The sequence below is a fragment of the Brevibacterium sp. ZH18 genome (assembly GCF_022748595.1).
Classification (GTDB): Bacteria; Actinomycetota; Actinomycetes; order Actinomycetales; family Brevibacteriaceae; genus Brevibacterium.
The window spans coordinates 1-15,983 of the sequence record NZ_JALDSX010000065.1; the positions used below are offsets into that span (position 1 = coordinate 1).

Sequence of the window (15,983 nt, forward strand, 5' to 3'; positions counted from 1 at the left end):
GTCCACCGTGGGGGGGAAGGCTCAGGCCTTTCCGCCGGCGGTGATAACTCCCCCATCGGCGGTGAGCACCTGCGCGGTGATCCAATCAGCGTCGGACGAGGCCAGGTAGGCCACAGCACCGGCGATGTCTTCAGGAGTGCCAAGGCGTTTGGCCGGGTAGCTGGAGGCGACCTCTTCTTCCCTGCCTTCGTAGAGTGCGGTGGCGAAGTCCGTTTTCACCACAGCCGGAGCGACGGCGTTGACCCGAATGTCCGGTCCGAGCTCGACGGCCAGCGACTTCGTCAGGTGCGAGACCGCAGCCTTCGAGATGCCGTAGAAGGAGATTCCGGGGCTCGGAACCTGACCTGCGACAGAGGAGATGCTCACGACCCGACCCTTGTTCTCGCGGAAGCCCAGCTTCTCGTGGTGGACGGCGCCCTGCACCCAGGCGAGCGTGCCGAGCACGTTCACATCGAGGATCTTGCGAGCGGCATCGAGGTCGAGGTCGATGAGCGGTCCGTAGACCGGGTTGATGCCGACGTTCGTCACGAGCACGTCGAGGTGTCCGAACTTCTCGGCGATCGTGTCATAGACCTCGGCGCGGTGGGCCGGGTCGTCGGATTTGCCGGCAATGCCAAGCGCGGTGCCTTCGGGGAACTGAGCGACCACCTCGGCGAGGGCTTCGGGTTTGCGGGCCGTGAGGATCACGGTCGCGCCCTCGGCCTGCAGTCGCTTCGCGATCCCGAGTCCGATGCCGCGGCTGGCTCCGGTGATGAGGGCGACCTGGCCGGTGAACCGGGCGCCGAGGTTGGGCTGGGTTTCCGTGGGCACGTGCTCTGTCATGCGTGAACTCCATCGTCCGTAGAGGTAACCGAGCGTTCGCTCAGTGGTGTGTTCGTATCGTAGGCAGGAGTGGCCGGCATTCACAAGACGCAGTTGGCCTGCCGTAGCCTGGCGGGTATGAGGCGCCCGCAGACAAATCGGCTCGAGCAGTCCCTTGATCTGGGCCCGGCCGAGCTGTTCCCGATCGCGCGGGAAGCGATCCTGACATGGAAGCTGCAGGAGTCTGCCGGTGTCATCGCGCGCCCGGTCCGTCGGGTGCATGTCGGCCAGATCGTCGACCTGTGGCTCAACCCCGTGTGGCCTCTGCCTGCGGTGCGGTTGCGCGGACGCGATCTCGCAGTCCCGGTCGGCTCCTGCGAAGTCATCGAGGTCATCGATGTCATCGGCTCGAAGCCAACGCGAATGTCTGACAACGACCCCCCGCCGCTCGGACCGTCAGCCACGGACTCGGTGCGGGCAGCAGGCTTCGTCTACCGGACACTGCCCGGTCATCTGGAGTCGGGCGAGCAGACCTTCCTCGTGTCCGTCGGGACGAACGGTCGCCTCGGCGTCTCCATCACTTCTGAATCCGTTCCCGGACACCCGCTGCTCAAAGCAGTCGCCCCGATCTCGGTTGCGACGCAGCGGATGATGGCCAAGCGATATGCCGAGGGACTCAAGCGGATGCTGCGGGACTCGACGCTCACCCGACCGTAGGCAGGACCGCCTCGGCGAGGGTGAGCACCGCATCCAATGACGCCTTCCCGTGGTCACTCAAGTGCGCGAGGTAGACGATCGACGGCTCCTCCGGGATGTCGAGGGGCACGGCGACGGTCCCGACTTCGCGCGTATTGGCCGACACCGAGTCGAACGTGACCGAGATGCCCAGCCCCGCCGCGACCAACGCTCCGATCGTCTGCGTATCCGGGGCCGCCTGAACGAGCCGAGGGGCGAATCCGGCCTCGCGGCACAGTCGCAGGGTGTTCTCGCGCAGGGTCGAACCCGGGTGCTCGGGCAAGGTGATGAAGTCCTCGTCGGCCAGTTCCTCGACGCGGATCGATGCTCGCCCGGCCAACCGGTGCCCCTCGGGCAGAGCCGCGCACAGCCGCTCGATCATCACCGGGCGCCCCGTCACTCCTGGCGGCTGCGTCGCCCACCGAACCAGCGCGAGATCAAGGGTCCCATCGACGAGGCGCGCCAGGCCTTCCTCGGCGAAGACGTTCGACTCGAGGCTGAACGTGACCCCGGGATGCGTCCCCTGCGACGCAGCGACCAAGGCGGCGGCCAGTGCACGAGACGAGGACCGGGCGAATCCGAAGCTCAGCCGTCCGATCTCCCCCGTCGCCGCGCGCTGCACGGAATCGATGGCGAGGTTCTGGATCTCCAACATCGTCCGCGCCGGTTCTACGAGGGCCTCGCCGGCAGGCGTGAGCCGAACACTGCGCGTCGTGCGATGGAACAGAGAGACGCCGAGGCTGTCCTCAAGCGATCTGATCGTGCGGCTCAGCGGTGGCTGGAGCACACCCAGACGTTCGGCGGCACGACCGAAGTGCAGCTCCTCCGCGACGACGAGGAACGCCCGCACCTGCTGAATCTCCATCACTGCCCTCTCCGACGCGTGAGCTTTCTCCGACGCGTGAGCTTTCTCCGACTCACGAATTCTCTCCGACACATCGATCGGCTTACATATCAATACTGATATTAGTCTTTAAAGATTATTACCCATAATGCTATATTGTGGAGTGGAACACGCTGAACAATCTCAGGCTGAACTTCCGGCACCGGAAGCCGCCGACGACGGGAGCTTTCATAGATGAATGGTGACACCGCTGCGACCCCCACCATCGATGACTTCCTGCCGCGTGCTGGCAACGGCCCGCTGACCGGTCAGGTCGTCGTCGATTTCTCCCGTGTCCTCGCGGGCCCCTACTCCACGATGATGCTGGCCGACCTTGGAGCCACGGTCATCAAGGTCGAAGGCCCCAACGGCGACGATACGAGGCATTGGAGCCCACCGGCGCGTGACGACGACGCCACCTACTATCTGTCGATCAACCGCAACAAGTACGACATCGTCCTCGACTTCTCTGAAGCCGCTGATCTCAAGGTCGCGCAGAAGCTCGCGGCTCGCGCCGACATCGTCGTCGAGAACTTCAAACCGGGTGGCCTGAAGAAGTTCGGTCTCGACTACGACTCAGTGGCAGAGACCAATCCAGAAGTCATCTATGCCTCGGTCACCGGCTTCGGCGCGGACAATGCGCTGCCCGGCTATGACCTGCTCGTCCAGGCGATGTCCGGGTTCATGAGCGTGACCGGCGACCCCGACGGCTCCCCGTACCGCGCCGGCGTCGCGGTCTTCGACGTCATCACCGGCCTGCACACCACGATCGGAATCATGGCCGCACTCCAGCACAAGAACCTCACTGGTGAGGGCCAGCTGGTTCAGACCAACCTCATGTCCTCGGCGATGTCCGGCCTGGCCAACCAATCGGGCGCCTACGCCGCCGCCGGTGTGACACCGACTCGCATGGGCAACGCCCATCCCAGCCTCTACCCCTACCAGCCGATGGCCACGAAGTCCGGCGAGATCATCGTCGCCGCCGCCAATGACGGCCAGTTCGCGGCGCTGGCGAAAGCTCTCGGGCGACCCGACTGGGCCGAAGACGAACGCTTTGCCAAGGCCAAGACTCGCAACGCCCACCGTGACGAGCTCGAACCCGAACTCCTCGAAGCACTGCGGCAGCACACAGCGCAGGAGTGGTTCGAGAAGCTCACCGCCGTCGGCCTGCCATGCGCCCCGATCAACTCGATCGCCCAGGGCGTCGAACGTGCACGCGACCTCGGCCTCCAACCGATCGTCGACACGGGTCAGGGCGAGCGCATCATCCCGACGATCCGCAACCCGATCACCCTGTCCAAGTCCAAGGTCTCCTACGACCTGGCACCGCCCGTACTCGGCGCCGACTCCGATCAGGTACGCGCCTGGATCGACAGCCAGTAGACCACATCGCAGACGAACCGCCACCCAACCGACGACGGGGCTCAGCCCCAGACGGGACCCAGCCCCCGACGGGACCCGGCCTCCGCCGGGACTCAGCCCCCACCTCGGCGACAAAGACATCACCACCACCACTGCAACCACTGCCACCACCGCCACCACCACCGCCACCATAAGGAGAACGAGGAATGGATACTTCGGAACTCGACGACGTCCTGTCCACCGTCCGCGAATTCGTGCGGGAGAAGGTCGTCCCCATCGAACTCGACATCGAAGCCAACGACGCCATCCCGGAGTCCATCATCAAGGAATCCGCGGAGATGGGCCTCTTCGGCTGGGCACTGCCGGAGGAGTACGGCGGGCTGGGGCTCAACGCTGAGCAGGATGCGCTCCTGGCCATGGAACTCGGCTACACCACCCCCTCGTTCCGGTCGCTGTTCGGCACGAACAACGGCATCGCCGGTCAGGTCCTGGTCAACTACGGCACCGATGAGCAGAAGAGCGAATGGCTGCCGAGGCTGACCTCCGGCGATGTAGTCGCCTCCTTCGCCCTCACTGAGCCGGAAGCCGGATCCGACCCCTCGGGACTGCGCACGAAGGCCGTGCGTGAAGGCGACGACTACGTCATCAACGGCAGCAAGCGCTTCATCACGAACGCCGAGTCATCCGACGTCCTCATGGTCTTCGCCCGCACCGACCCGAACGCGAAGGGCTCGAAGGGCATCTCGGTCTTCCTCGTCCCCACCAAGACCGCGGGCGTCACGGTCGGCCCCCACGACAAGAAGATGGGTCAGGCCGGGGCGTGGACCTCCGAGATCTTCTTCGACGACGTCCGAGTGCCTGCCGCCAACCTCATCGGCGGCGAGGAGGAGAAGGGCTTCTACGCCGCGATGGCCTCCCTGAACAAGGGGCGCCTGCACATCGGTGCGATCTGCGTGGGGCAGTCGATCCGCATCCTCGACGAGTCCGTGAAATACGCCGCCGAGGCGAAACAGGGCGGAGAGCCCATCGCGCGGTTCCAGCTCGTCCAGGCCATGCTCGCCGACATCTACACCGACCTCGCCGCGGCCAAGGCCCTGGTACTGGCGGCCGCCAAGCGTTGGGACGCCGAAGAGGATCGGAAGCTCGGGCCCAGCTCCGCGAAGCTCTTCGCATCCGAAGCTCTGGCGCGCATCGCCGACAAGGGCGTGCAGATTCAGGGCGGCATGGGCTACATGCGCGAATCCGCCGTCGAGCGCTTCTACCGTCACGCCCGTCTGTTCCGCATCTACGAAGGCACCTCGGAAGTCCAGCGCGTCGTCGTCGCCCGCCAGCTGCTCAAAGGCGCCCACAAACCGCAGTTCAACCTGTAACAACACAAAACCGCAGTTCAACCTGCAACGACGCACCAGGCGAACACCGCCCCACCCATTGCTCAACCGTGCACAGAGAAAGAAGGACCCTATGACCGATACGCCCACGACGACCTCCGCGTCGAACACCCACAGCATCTCCGAGATCCCCGGTCTGCTGACCGGCAAGGTCGCCGTCGTCACCGGTGGCGCGCAGGGCCTCGGCCTGGCCATGGCCCGCAGCCTCGTGAACTCCGGCGCGAAGGTCGTCCTCGGCGACATGAATGAGGAGAGCCTGCGCTCGGCCGTGACCGAGCTCGGAGGTGCCGATTCCGCTGCCGGCGTCGTGTGCAACGTCGCTTCATTGGAGAACACCCAGGAGCTCGCCGACGTGGCGTCGAAGACCTTCGGCGGCGTCGACATCTGGATCAACAACGCCGGCATCACCCGCGATGCGACGATCCGGAAGATGAGCGAGAAGGAATTCGACGACGTCATCTCCGTCCACCTGCGCGGCACCTGGAACGGCCTCAAGGTCGCCACCGGCCTCATGCGCGAGCAGGACCGCGGCGGCGCGATCGTCAACGTCTCGTCGATCAGCGGCAAGGTCGGCATGCTCGGCCAGTCGAACTACTCTGCCGCGAAGGCCGGAATCGTCGGCATGACGAAGGCCGTGGCCAAGGAGGTCGCGTTCAAGGGCATCCGCATCAATGCGATCCAGCCCGGCTTCATCAACACCGCGATGACCGCCGCCATGCCGCAGCACGCGATCGATTCGAAGCTCGCCGAGATCCCCCTGGGTCGTCCGGGCGAGCCCGAGGAAGTCGCCTCGGTGGTGCTGTTCCTGGCCTCCGGACTCTCGAGCTACCTGACCGGAACGGTCACGGAGATCTCGGGTGGTCGCCACATCTGATCGGCAGCTTTCCCTCGCCGAGGTGAGCCGACGTCCCCGCGGGGACGTCGGCTCTTCGCGTTGTGGAGTCAGCCTTGGTTGAGGCTCGGTGTGATCAGTCTTGGCGGGAGCGCCCGCGCGGGAGCCTGACGACGCCGAAAATCACCATGCCCACCAGCGGCAGCAGCGGCCAGATCCAGGCGACCCCATTCTCATTGACCATTCCTGCATCGGCCATGATCGCCAATCCGGCGCAGATGGTCGCCGAGGCGGCGATCGGCATCCATGTCGGCGGCGCCGGACGGTCGTCGGGCTGCGGGGATTCGAAACGACCGAAGATTGCGACGAGAACGCCGGTGATGGCAAGCAATACCAGGGCCCACAGCGGGCGAGTCAGCCACCACACACCGGTCAGCGGAGTGGGCAGCAGCGCGTCCGCGTGGACAGCAAGGAGTACATGGGCGAAGGCGGTCAGCGCGGTGAGGTGCCAGAGGAACCACGTCATGATCCGCTGATTGACAAGCACCGTGAGCATCCACAGGCCAGGGCTGCGCAGCAGTGCAGCCAGCGGCCGCTGGAGCATGAGCACGATTCCCGCCTGCGCCATGCCGAGGAACGCCATGGTCACCCGGGTCGGGCTCGAGTTCGAGATCGTGTCGGTTCCAGCAGTGATCATCGAAACCGGGTACGGGCCGAAGCCGACGAGGAGTCCGAGTCCGATGGCACCGATGACGAAGAGCAGCAGGCAGCGCTTGAAAGTCGAGAGTCGCCCGTCGAGCCAGGCGTAGCCGAACTGGTGGAAGCTCGCCCAGACGAGCAGGTAGTTCGGGTAGCCGAGCAGCGGGCTCGAGGTGGCGATGCTGATGACGTCGATGACTCCTGCGGCGGCGATGCCGAAAACGATCGACCACCAGCCCCACTTCTCCCACAGCATGAGGCAGGGCGGGGCGACGATGACGACGAGCAGGTAGGCGGCGAGGAACCAGGTGGGCACCAGCGCCATCTGCGAGGCCAGCTGCACAGCGGCGGGCGCAGCACCGAAGGCCAGTGCGATGATGCAGGTGACCAGCCAGATGAGCAGAAGCGGAATGAGAGGCAGTCCCAGTCGACGCAGACGAGCACGCAGCCATTCGGCATAGCCTGTCTGTCGGCGTCGGGCCGATCGCCAGGACAGGGCGTTGGAGTAGCCACCGACGAGGAAGAAGATCGGCATCACCTGGAATACCCAGGTCAGCGGGTGCGTCCACCGAGCTTGGTCGAGCAGACCATGGGGTTCGATGCCTCCGGTGGCGCTGACGGCGATGATCGTCCAGTGGCCGAGCACGACGACGGTGATCGCTGCCGCACGGAGGAAGTCGACTTCACGGTTGCGCGAGTCGGGAGTCGCGGCGTCGACCTTCTGCGCTCGGGCCAAGTAGGAGCGAAGCATGAGTGGCAATCCTTGTCAGTCGGTCGAACGTGATCGGGCGGGCTGGCTCAGGCTTGGTACTTCACCTGGCCGCCGACGACGGTCAGTGCGACACGGGTGTCCCGGATCGCCTCGGCGTGGGCGAAGAGCGCTTCTTCACTCTCGTAGCCCAGCAGCCCACCATGATCGTTTCCATCAATCGTGGCGGCGTTCCGATCCAGCCCTTCGGCGACCCGCGGATCGAGGCCTTCGGCAGCCCGCGGATTGAGGCCCTCGGCAGCGCACGGGTCGGTGTCGATGACGATGAAATCGGCGTCCATTCCCGGCGCCAGATATCCCCGACGGTCCTCGAGCCCGGCCGCATATGCCGGTCCTTGAGTGTGGAGCCGGATCGCTTCAACCGCACTCAGCCGTCGCTCGAGCTGGAAGGTGGTGCTCGGATCACCGGAGATGTTCGCCCTGGTCATCGCCGCATAGATCGCGGCGAACGGGTTCGCAGGCTCGACCGGCCCGTCCGAGCCGAACGCGACATGGGCACCCGCGTGCAACAGGTCGGGCCAGGCATAGGCAGCGAGCTGGGCGGACTCGTCGATGAGGTGGAGCAGGTGGAGGTCGGAGATGCAGTGGCGGGGCTGCATGGAGGCGATGACCTCGAGCTCGGCGAACCGGGCGACATCTGACGGTTGGATGAACTGCGCATGCTCGACCCGGTGGCGGAGAGGTCGTTCGTAGCGCTCCTCGGCCTCCTTGGTGATCGGGCGCAGTCGTTCGTAGACCTCGAGCACATGGTGGTTGGCCTGATCGCCGATCGCGTGGATCGCCACGGAGATGCCCGCCTCAGTGGCAAGGCGTGCCTGCTCGAAAAGTTCATCCTCACTCATCTGCGCGATACCGAAGTTCGCGTGGTGCTCTGCTTCCGCCACACTTCCGGTTTCGGAGTCTCCGGGCGCACCCGACCCGTCTGCGACACCGCCTGGCTCTGCTTCCGCAGCGCCGAGGGCCGCCGGCTCGGGAAACGGCGAGGACATGTGCGAGGTGTGCGAGCCCAACGCCCCGTCGGAGAACAGTTTGAGCCCGCCGAAGCGCAGCCAATCGTCACCGTCTCCCGTGTGCCACCCGGTCTCGATCGCCCAGGTCACCTCCGGCCCGCGCAGGTACTTCATCACACGCAAGTGCAGGTCACCGGTCTCGTGCAGGTCGTTCCAACCCAACGTCGAGGGGATCCCGTCGAAGTCGTGGATGCCGGTGAGACCCTGCGAGAGGAAGAGTTTCTGCGTGAAGTCGAGCCGGGCGGCCTGCTCTTCGCGGGTCGGTTCGGGGATGAACCGAGCCACCAGATCAGTGGCGTCCTCACGGACGAGCCCGGTCAGCTCACCGTCATGATCGTGGACGAATTCGCCGCCCGAGGGGTCGGGAGTCTGGGTGTTGATGCCCGCGATCTCCAGCGCCCGAGCGTTGGCCCACAGTGTGTGCAGGTCAACCGACCACATGGCCACCGGGTGATCCGGAACCTCCTGGTCGAGCAGCTCCCGATCCGGGTAGCGCGGGTCGTCCCACTTATTGATGTCCCACCCCGAACCGAGGACCCACGTGCCGATCGGAAGCGTCTGGGCACGTTCGCGGACGGCGGCGACCGCCTCGGCGAGGGAATGGACACCGGAGAGGTCGAGGTCGGTCAGCGAATCCGCGTAGTGGATCGAATGCATGTGCGCGTCGACGAGCCCGGGCATGATGACCTGCCCGCCGCAGTCGATCTCCTCGATCTCGAGACCGGGGATCACCGAGGTGGCGCCGACCCCTCCCGCCGAGGCGAACGCCGCCGTCGTCGATGATTCGGCCGCTGCAATGTCGAGCAGTTCGGCCCGCGTGCCCACCGCCACGATCATCTCGCCGTCGATGAGGATCGCATCGGGTGGGGTATCAGTGCGGGAGGTGTCGGCCGCGGCGGTGTCGGCGCGGGAAGTGTCGGTGCGGGAAGTGTCAGTGCGGGAGGCACCGTCAGTGGCGGCGTCGTCGGCGTCGGCCGAAGTCGTTCCGTCCAGCGATCCCTCCGCGGCGGCATTGCCCGAGGTCGTTCCGTCCAGCGATCCCTCCGCGGCGGCATTGCCCGTCGATCGTTCTGAGGACGGGGCGAACGTGCGCACGACGGCGTTGGAGAACAGACGCATGAGCACCAGTCTAGAGTGCCCAGACGCGTCCCGCGGCGAGGGGTGCTGGGCAGATTTCCTGCGCACACCCTCAACGGTTTCTACGAGGAGTAGAATCCGAGGCATGGCGAATGTCTTCAGCTCTCAGGACACCCGGCTGGCCGCCGGTGCCCGCATCATCCTTCCCGGCATCTGGCTCGGGATGATCATCGGAATCTCGCTCATCGAGGCACCTCTGAAGTTCACAGCCCCGGGGATCACGATCCCGCTGGGCCTGGGCATCGGCCGCCTGGTCTTCACCGCGATGAACTGGGTCGAGATCGCCATCGCCGTCATCCTCCTGTGGTCGGTGCTCAAGGAGTCGGTCGGCCGACTCTACCGATCACTGGCGTTCTCGCTGATCGCGGTGCTCATCATCAAAGTCGCGTTCATCCGACCCATCCTCAACAAGCGCACCGAGGATGTCATCGCCGGCATCGACGAAGGCGGGTCCAGCTGGCATCTGCTCTACATCGCCGCCGACGGCCTGCTCATCGTCGGCCTCGTGATCGCCCTCATCGTCGCGGTGCGCCGCTGGGTGACAGTGCGCCCCGCGGTCACGGCCTCAGCCCGCGGCTGACTCGAGCGCGATGCGGAGCTGCTGACACCTCCCCCCATCGCTTTACGGACGAGACGCCTGTTTGCAGACAGGTGTCTCGTCTGCAAAGCGATGGGACCGCACGCGCAAACCGATGGTCCAATGTTCAACCGGCTGCAAGCAGAAGACTACGAGCATCGCCGCCGGTCACTGCCGTCACGGGGCTGCACGGAAAAGTTGCACTCACCGGCCCGCTGCCCCACGCCGCTTTCACGGGGCTGCACGGACACACCGCAATCACCGGGCTACACGGACAAGCTGGCGCAGCTTGGGCGCCTGCGCGAACAGCTTGGCGGAAAACGTGCTCAGATTGAGAAGCTCCTTGAACTTGAAACGCACCACCGTGAATCCGAGCGCCAAGAGTCGGTTGTGCTGATCGCTCTCTTTATTCATGAGCCCTCGACCGACCTTCACATACTTGTCGACTCCATCGACTTCGAGGATGGTCATGGTTTCTTTGTCCATGAAGTCATTGCGAGAGACGAAGCCCCGCTCGTCGTAGATCTTCACCTGCTGCTGCAGTCCGCGCAGATTCAGGGCATGGAGGTTGAACGAACAGTAGCTCTCCGCGATGCTCTCGGACTTAGGGTCGAGAGCGTCAGCCATTCGACGGGCGGTTGCCTGCCCCGTCCGCAGGCGTTTGATGGCTGGCATCCAGTTGTCCACAATCTGTCCACGCGCGAGTCGGTCAATTTCCGGCGGGTACCCGAACCTGAGGTTCGGCGATCCCAATTGGTTGAGGACCATCTTGCGAAGAACGAACTCCATCGCAGCGAACCCAGCCCGCTGGCCGCGCAGACTGACGAGGTCCAAGCTCGTTCGGATCGGAGTGGTCAACCTGAGCTGAGCCTGGTGACTGCAGTCCTCTTCCGCTACTGAACGGGTGGACCGATGGACTTCACTGGTCTTCGAATAGTGCCTCGGATGAGCCACAGATACCGGTCCCGAGTCGATACCGAACAGAGGGATGCCGTGCAGCATAGCCGCAGACGCTCCCCAAATGGTGTCGTCCTCCCGATACCGGGGGTAGTACCGAATTCGCAGGCAACGTAGAAGGTCGAGGTATGAATAGTCTTCACGAAGCTCGTCGATCGGAGTCTTCTCATGCAACTCCGTCCAGCCTCGGTCATCAATGAAGCTCGCGATTCGGTGATGCGCCGTGAGTCCGCACTCAGCTATCACTGAGTAGACCCCGCTGCACAGCTTCAGGAGACAGCATCTCAGCGCCTGCCTGATGGTTCGAGTCGGCACACCCGCCGACTCCAGTTCCTGATAGAGGACTATGTTGTACATCCTTCGAATCTGCACCACTGCAGTCCACGGACACCAGGAGAGATTTGCCCCTTGTGGATAGCGCTTTTCTGTCCACAGGATTTCGCACTCAAGACGGACCGTTTTCCACAAGGCCCGCGGCCCAACCCATCCGCGCAATCGGCGCCAAACGGTCGACGCATCGCTTTACAGACGACACACCTGTTTGCAAACAGTCGTCTCGTCCGCAAAGCGATGAGCAGTCGCCTCGTCGGCAAAGCGATGAGCAGTCGCCTCGTCCGCAAAGCGATGAGAGAGTGCACGTACAGCGAGCACAGGTCAGTAGTACACGGCCAACCTGCCGCGGGGGCCGTCGATGACCTCGACGGGGGTGTCGAATACGCGGGAAAGCACCTCGGCGGTCATGATCTCCTCCGGCGTCCCGAACTCGACAACCTCACCCTTCTTCACAGCACAGATGTGGTCGGCGTAGTGGCCAGCGAAGTTGATGTCGTGGAGGACGATGACGATCGTGCGGCTCATTTCGACCGCGGCCCGACGCAGGTGCTGCATCATCTGCACCGAGTGCTTCATGTCGAGGTTGTTCAGCGGCTCGTCGAGGAGGACGTAATCCGTGTCCTGAGCAAGGACCATCGCGACATACGCCCTCTGCCGCTGACCTCCGGAGAGCTCATCGATGAAGCGGTCCTCGAGCTCACTCAGCTCGAGGAAGTCGATGGCCTGCGAGATGATCTCCTCGTCCGCGGCCGTCAGCCGTCCCTTCGAGTACGGGAAGCGTCCGAAGCCGACGAGCTGGCGGATCGACAGTCGCGTGATGAAGTGGTTCTCCTGGCGCAGGATCGACACGATCTTCGCCAGATCTTTCGACTTCGTCGACGACACGTCATAGCCGGCGACCTCGATCGTCCCCGCATCGAGGCCCAACAGACGCCCGACCATCGTCAGCAACGTCGACTTGCCCGCACCATTGGGCCCGACCAGGGCGGTGACTCCCCCGGCCGGGATCTGCAGGTCGACCGGTCCGATCTCCACGTCGTTTCCGTAGGACTTGCGGACTTCGCGCAGTGTGATCACAGGCGTCCCTTTCTCATGATGACGAAGAGGAAGGCACCACCGCCGACGATCTCGATGATGATCGAGACGACGCCTTCCGCATAGAACAGGTTCTTCATGACGAAGTACGCCCCACCGAGGACGACGAAGCCCAGCAGCGCAGCCATCGGCAGCACGTACCTGTGGTCGTAGGTGTCGGAGAACTGGTAGGCGAGCATCGCGACGAGGAATCCGAGGAAGACCATCGGCCCGATCATCGACACGGACACGGCCATGAGGATCGAGACGAAGAACAGGACCTTCATCATCTCGAACCGATGGTTGAGCCCCAGGTTGCTCGTCGTGTCCCTGCCCAGCGCGAGCACGTTCAGCCGCGACGAGCTGAGGTAGAGGGCGAGGCAGGCGATGAGGCACAGCGGAATCGAGATCGGCAGGTAGCTCGAGTCCGAGTTCGAGATCGATCCGAACAGTCGGGCCGCGAGCACGTCGAATTCGCTCGGGGTCAGCGTGCGCTGCATGAAGGTCGCGATCGATCCGAGTCCCCCACCGATGACGATGCCGACGAGCAACATGATCGAAACGTTGCTGTACTTCCCCGACAGCAGCCACCCGTAGAGCGCCAGGGAGAGTCCGACCATGAGGACCAGCTGCAGCGCGAACGGGCCGATGCCCTTGAGATCGACGATCGCGGTGACGCCGAAGAAGTACATCGCCCCGGTCTGGATCGCGACGTAGAGGGATTCGAATCCCATGATCGAGGGCGTGATGATCCGGTTGTTCGTCACGGTCTGGAACGACACTGTGGCGAACGCCTGACACAGGGCGACGATCGCGATGACGACGAGGTTGCGCATCCGCAGCTGCGCGATGAGCCAGAATCCCTCGTCGGTGATCGGCATCGGGTTATCCCAGGCCAACAGGCCCAGAGCAATGGCCGCCGAGGCGACCGCGAGTCCGATCATGATCGCCCAGTACCGCCGTTTGGCCCGAGGATTCGCCAACGACCCAGACCGCCGCCGAGGCGACTCCCCGGTCCGCGCGTTCGCGGGCTTCCCGGCGGAGTTCGTTCGACTCGCGCCGGTGCCGGCGGGCCCCGTGGCCGGTGCAGATCCAGCGGTTCTGTCCACCACCTCGGCGCCGGTGCTGTGCATTGCATCAGATCTCATGTCGTGAGCATCCGTCCTCTCAGCAGTCATTCTCGATCAGCCCCGCTTCCGCTGATGCAGCAGGAGCGCGACGAACACCGCGGCCCCGACGACCCCGAGGATGAGTGAGACCGGAACTTCGAAGGGCATGACGATGATGCGCCCGACGAGGTCGCAGACGGTGACGATGGCGATGCCCAGCAGGCACACCCAGGGCAGGTTGCTGCGCAGATCGTCCCCGCGGACCATCGAGACGATGTTGGGCACGATGAGGCCGAGGAAGGGCAGGCTGCCGACGACCACCGTCACGACGCCGGTGGCGATGGCCACGAGGACAGTGCCGATGAGGATCACCTGGTTGTAGTTGAGGCCGACGTTCGTGGCGACCTCTTTGCCCAGGCCGGCCACGGTGAACCGGTCGGCGGTGATGAACACGGCCACGACGACGATCGCGACGACCCACAGGATCTCGTACTGGCCGCGCAGGATCGAGGTGAAGCTGCCAGCAAACCAGATGCCCAAGCTCTGGAGCATGTCGGTCTGGACAGCCACGAACGTGGAGATCGCCCCGACGACGGCGCCGAGCATGATGCCGACGATCGGGACGATGAGAGAGGACTTCAGCGAGACGCGGCGGAGGAACATGAAGAAGACGAGAGTGCCGATGAAGGCCGCGACGATCGCACCGGTCATGCGGGCCAGGATCGAAGCGTCGGGGTAGAGGATGACCGTGAGCATGAGTCCGAGGCCCGCCCATTCGGTGGTGCCTGTGGTCGTCGGTTCGACGAAGCGGTTCTGCGTCAGCAGCTGCATGACCAGTCCGCACATCGCCATCGCAGCACCCGAGAGGACAAGAGCGATCGTGCGCGGGACCCGGGTGATCTGGAACATTTCCGCACCGGACTCACCGCCGAAGATGTCGTAGACGCCCGTGAACAGGGAGACGACGAGGAGGAGCAGGACACCGACGATGCCTGCTGCCAGCTTCCAGCTGATCAGGGAAGGTGCATTCGCCCCGGCGGGGCCCTGCCTCGCCGAGGTGGTCTCGGCGAGGCTGTCGCGTGTACTCGTCATACTCTCGATCTCAATTGCTGCTGGGAGGACTTACTTCTGCTTTTCGAGGGTGTCCGCAAACGAGTTGAAGAACTCGGTATAGGTCTGGATGCCTTCGTTGAGGTAGGTGTCCTGCGGGAAGTAGACGATCTTGTCGTCCTTGATCGCGGGAACGTCCTTGAGCGCTTCGGAGCCCTCAAGGACTTCGGCAGCAGGAGCCGATCCTTCATCGCGCTCGTCGGGAGCGAACGATGCGTCACGGTCGAGGACGACCATGAGGTCAGGCTTCGAGTCCGCGATGGCTTCGACAGAAACGTCGTCGCCCTGGTGGTCATCGCTGCTCGACTCGACTTCGAGGGCCGGGTTCAGTCCGAGAATGTCGAAGACCGGTCCGACAGTGCGGCCGACCGAGGGTGCTCCGTAGCCGATGTCGCCTGCCGAGGTGATGAGGCCCATGACCTTGTCGTTGCCGTCGTAAGCAGCCTTGGCTCGTTTCACCGAGGCGTCGTAGTCGTCGATGACCTTCTTCGCTTCGTCCTGCTTGCCGAAGATCTCACCCAGGGTGGTCGTCTGGCGCTTGAGCTCGGAGCCCAAGTCTTCACCGTCACGGGGATCGAGTTCGAGCACGGTGGCGTCGGGGGCCAGCTTCGCGATGTCATCGTGGAACTGTGCGTAGCGCTGACCGTTGATGACCAGATCGGGTTTGGCCTCGACGATCTTCTCAAGGTTCGGTTCGCGGTGCGATCCGAGGTCGAGGACCGAGTCGTCCTTCGTGTAGCTGAGGTCATCGGACATCACGGAGACGGCGCCGGCGCTGAGTTCGATGCCCCAGGTGTCGAGCGTCTCGAACGTGCGGTTGTCCGTGGCAACGACTGATTTGGGTGGGTTGGGCACGGTCTGCTCACCGTTGTTGTCCTCGACCGTGAGGGTGCTGCCCTTTGCTTCGGACGCGACGTCTGCGTCATCGGACCCGGTTGATCCGCACCCGGCGAGGGCGAGTGCAACGACCCCTGCCAGAGCGCTCAAGTGGAGGCGAGTCGAAATCATAGTGATCTACTTCCTGCTGAGAAACCTTCATGGGAGATGTGCGCAATCTGAAAATTAGCTTAGCCTAAGCTTTATAAAATACGGCAAGATAATGTTGCGTTATTCATATCACATTGACAGCAGGCGCAGTGATGGGTACCGGGCCAGGCGGCAGAGCGAAGGCACTCACGGGAGCAGGTGGCCAGGAGGCGGGGGTCGG

The 15,983-nt window shown here is 64.2% G+C and carries 14 protein-coding genes; 5 read left to right on the plus strand and 9 right to left on the minus strand.

Annotation, left to right across the window (positions count from 1 at the left end; translation table 11 throughout):
* Positions 1-21 precede the first annotated feature (21 nt).
* Positions 22-822, minus strand: coding sequence for an SDR family oxidoreductase (locus tag MPN20_RS15930; protein ID WP_242783734.1), 801 nt, complete (start codon positions 820-822; stop codon positions 22-24).
* Positions 823-939: 117 nt separating this feature from the next.
* On the opposite strand from MPN20_RS15930, the gene MPN20_RS15935 reads away from it, so the two are divergent.
* Positions 940-1,518 (plus strand): DUF1990 family protein, encoded by a 579-nt coding sequence (locus tag MPN20_RS15935; RefSeq protein ID WP_242783736.1) that lies wholly within the window; start codon positions 940-942, stop codon positions 1,516-1,518.
* On the opposite strand, the gene MPN20_RS15940 is transcribed toward MPN20_RS15935, so the two are convergent.
* Positions 1,505-2,401, minus strand: a complete 897-nt coding sequence (locus MPN20_RS15940; protein ID WP_242783738.1) for a LysR substrate-binding domain-containing protein — start codon at positions 2,399-2,401, stop codon at positions 1,505-1,507. The genes MPN20_RS15935 and MPN20_RS15940 overlap by 14 nt on opposite strands.
* Positions 2,402-2,614: 213 nt before the next feature.
* Between MPN20_RS15940 and MPN20_RS15945 the strand changes: the two genes are divergently transcribed.
* From MPN20_RS15945 to fabG, 3 genes are all read left to right on the plus strand, one after another.
* Positions 2,615-3,802: a CoA transferase gene (locus MPN20_RS15945; protein WP_242783740.1), complete on the plus strand. Its 1,188-nt coding sequence runs from the start codon at positions 2,615-2,617 to the stop codon at positions 3,800-3,802.
* Between the two features lie 185 nt (positions 3,803-3,987).
* Entirely contained in the window at positions 3,988-5,151 is a 1,164-nt protein-coding gene (locus tag MPN20_RS15950) for an acyl-CoA dehydrogenase family protein (RefSeq protein ID WP_242783742.1), read from the plus strand.
* A gap of 91 nt (positions 5,152-5,242) precedes the next feature.
* Positions 5,243-6,043: a 3-oxoacyl-ACP reductase FabG gene (gene fabG / locus MPN20_RS15955; RefSeq protein ID WP_242783744.1), complete on the plus strand. Its 801-nt coding sequence runs from the start codon at positions 5,243-5,245 to the stop codon at positions 6,041-6,043.
* A gap of 94 nt (positions 6,044-6,137) precedes the next feature.
* Here the strand turns inward: fabG and MPN20_RS15960 are convergent, their stop codons facing one another.
* Positions 6,138-7,451 (minus strand): acyltransferase family protein, encoded by a 1,314-nt coding sequence (locus MPN20_RS15960; protein WP_242783746.1) that lies wholly within the window; start codon positions 7,449-7,451, stop codon positions 6,138-6,140.
* A gap of 47 nt (positions 7,452-7,498) precedes the next feature.
* On the minus strand, positions 7,499-9,598 hold the full coding sequence (locus tag MPN20_RS15965; RefSeq protein WP_242783748.1) for an amidohydrolase: 2,100 nt from the start codon (positions 9,596-9,598) through the stop codon (positions 7,499-7,501).
* Between the two features lie 103 nt (positions 9,599-9,701).
* On the opposite strand from MPN20_RS15965, the gene MPN20_RS15970 reads away from it, so the two are divergent.
* Positions 9,702-10,196: a hypothetical protein gene (locus MPN20_RS15970; protein ID WP_242783750.1), complete on the plus strand. Its 495-nt coding sequence runs from the start codon at positions 9,702-9,704 to the stop codon at positions 10,194-10,196.
* A gap of 255 nt (positions 10,197-10,451) precedes the next feature.
* Here MPN20_RS15970 and MPN20_RS15975 read toward each other — a convergent pair whose 3' ends face one another.
* The 5 genes from MPN20_RS15975 to MPN20_RS15995 form a co-directional block, all read right to left on the minus strand.
* On the minus strand, positions 10,452-11,051 hold the full coding sequence (locus MPN20_RS15975) for a hypothetical protein (protein WP_242783752.1): 600 nt from the start codon (positions 11,049-11,051) through the stop codon (positions 10,452-10,454).
* Between the two features lie 753 nt (positions 11,052-11,804).
* Positions 11,805-12,560, minus strand: coding sequence for an ABC transporter ATP-binding protein (locus tag MPN20_RS15980; RefSeq protein WP_242783754.1), 756 nt, complete (start codon positions 12,558-12,560; stop codon positions 11,805-11,807).
* Positions 12,557-13,705, minus strand: coding sequence for an iron chelate uptake ABC transporter family permease subunit (locus MPN20_RS15985; RefSeq protein ID WP_242783756.1), 1,149 nt, complete (start codon positions 13,703-13,705; stop codon positions 12,557-12,559). Before MPN20_RS15985 ends, MPN20_RS15980 begins: the two co-directional genes overlap by 4 nt.
* A gap of 36 nt (positions 13,706-13,741) precedes the next feature.
* Entirely contained in the window at positions 13,742-14,758 is a 1,017-nt protein-coding gene (locus MPN20_RS15990) for an iron chelate uptake ABC transporter family permease subunit (RefSeq protein ID WP_242783758.1), read from the minus strand.
* Between the two features lie 30 nt (positions 14,759-14,788).
* The gene (locus MPN20_RS15995; protein ID WP_242783759.1) at positions 14,789-15,784 is read right to left on the minus strand and encodes an ABC transporter substrate-binding protein; all 996 of its coding nucleotides are present in this window, start codon (positions 15,782-15,784) and stop codon (positions 14,789-14,791) included.
* Positions 15,785-15,983: the final 199 nt, after the last annotated feature.